1 protein-coding gene is annotated in these 2,178 nt (G+C 70.4%); it reads right to left on the bottom strand.

The genetic code is table 11. From position 1 onward, the window contains the following. On the bottom strand, positions 1-2,178 hold a 2,178-nt coding region (locus tag JHAT_RS33345; RefSeq protein WP_143660626.1), incomplete at both ends, for a condensation domain-containing protein.

Genomic DNA, 2,178 nt, shown 5'->3' with positions numbered 1-2,178 from the left:
CCCCTTCGCGGACACGGGCGATCAGCTCGGCGACCTTCGGGTCTCCGGAGACGTCGGTCCGCAGGACGAGGGTGTTGATGAAGAACCCGATCAGGCGGTCCAGCGCCTCGTCCGTACGACCGGCCACCGCGGTACCGAGAACGATGTCCTCCCCCGCGCCCAGCCGGCTGAGCAGCACCGCCAGGGCACTCTGCACGACCATGAACACACTCGCCTGCGTCTCCCGCGCCAGAGACACCAACCCCTGATAGAGGTGCTCATCCACCGTGAACGTGACGGCATCACCACGGTAGGACGACACCGCCGGACGGGGACGATCCACCGGCAGCATCAGCTCCTGGGGGGCGTCGGCCAGCTGCTCGCGCCAGTAGGCGAGCTGTGCGGCGATGGCGCTGTCGGGGTCCTCCTCCGAACCGAGGACCTCACGCTGCCACAACGTGTAGTCCGCGTACTGCACCGGCAGCGGTTCCCACGCCGGCGCCCGGCCCTCGGCCCGCGCCGCATAAGCGGTCGAGAAGTCACCGGCCAGCGGAGCCACCGACCAGCCGTCACCGGCGATGTGGTGCAGCACGAACAACAGCACGAACTCGTCACCGGGAAGATCGAACAGGGTCACCCGCAGCGGAGCGTCCACCGACAGGTCGAACCCCCGGCCCGCCTCGGCCGACAACGCCCCCAGCAGACCAGCCTCGTCGATCTGGACGACGGGGACCTCGAGGTCCACGTCGACCACCACCTGGCACGGCTCGCCGTCCCCCGCGTCCGGGAACACCGTCCGCAGACTCTCGTGCCGGCCCACCACATCACCCAGGGCCGCCCGGGCCACCGCCGGGTCCACCGCGCCGGTCAGACGCAGCGCGCCGGGGATGTTGTAGGCGGCCGACTCCGGCTCCATCCGGTTCAAGAACCACAGCCGGCGCTGCGCGAACGACAGCGGGACCACCTCGGGACGCTCCACCGCCTTCAGCGCCCGCCGCGCACCGGGCGAACCCGACACCCGCAACGCCAGCTCCGCCACCGTCGGCGCCTCGAACAACGCCCGGATGGCCACCTCCGCACCGAAGGACGACCGCACCCGGGACACCAGACGCGTCGCCAGCAGCGAATGCCCACCCAAGTCGAAGAAGTTGTCGTCCACCCCGACCTGGTCCAGGCCCAGCACCTCGGCGAACAGCCCGCACAGGATCTCCTCCTGCGGAGTCCGCGCCGCACGGCCCCCACCCGAGCCCGTGAAGTCCGGAACCGGCAGAGCCCGCCGGTCCAGCTTCCCGTTCGGTGTCAAAGGCAGTGAGTCCAGCACCACGACCGCGGCCGGCACCATGTAACCCGGCAGCGAACGGCCCGCGAAGGCACGGACCTCACCCGCCTCGACACCCGGCGCCACCACATAGGCCACCAGACGCCGGTCCCCGGGACGGTCCTCGCGGACCATCACCACACTCTGCTCCACGCCGGGGCAAGCCGCCAGAACCGACTCGACCTCGCCCAGTTCGATGCGGAAGCCCCGCACCTTCACCTGGTCGTCGGCCCGGCCCACGAACACCAGGTTCCCGTCCGGCAGCCACCGCACCAGGTCCCCGGTGCGGTACATACGCTCACCCGGACCACCGAACGGACAGGCGACGAAACGCTCCGCCGTCAGACCCGCACGCCCCCAGTACCCACGGGCCAGACCCGCACCGGCCGCATACAGCTCACCCACCACACCCGGAGCCACCGGTTTCAGGCCGCCGTCCAGCACGAACACCCGCGTTCCGACCACGGGACGTCCGATGGGCACCACACCGCCACCAGTCAGCGGGTCACTCACCGACGTGCACACCGTCGTCTCGGTGGGCCCGTAGGCGTTCACCATCCGGCGACCCGCCGACCACCGCTCCACCAGGTCGGCGCCAGAGGCTTCGCCTCCGACGATGACCGTGCGGAAGTCGGGGAGGTCGGTGGAGGGAACGCTGGCCAGTGCCATGGGAGAGATCAGGGCGTGGCTGATGCGGGCCTTCGCGAGGAGGTCGCCGAGTTCTTCGCCAGCCAGTACCCCGGAGGTGGGCACGACGAGCGTCGAGCCCGCCAGCAGGCTCATGCACACCTCCAGCACCGAGGCGTCGAAGCTCGGTGAGGAGAACTGGAGGACGCGGCTCGTGGTGTCCACGTCGAACCGGTCGATCTCGGTGGCGGTGA

This window comes from Streptomyces sp. JHA26 (assembly GCF_002005565.1).
Taxonomy (GTDB): domain Bacteria; phylum Actinomycetota; class Actinomycetes; order Streptomycetales; family Streptomycetaceae; genus Streptomyces.
Note: the sequence above shows the minus strand (reverse complement) of the source record. Positions and strands in the feature narration are given on the sequence as shown.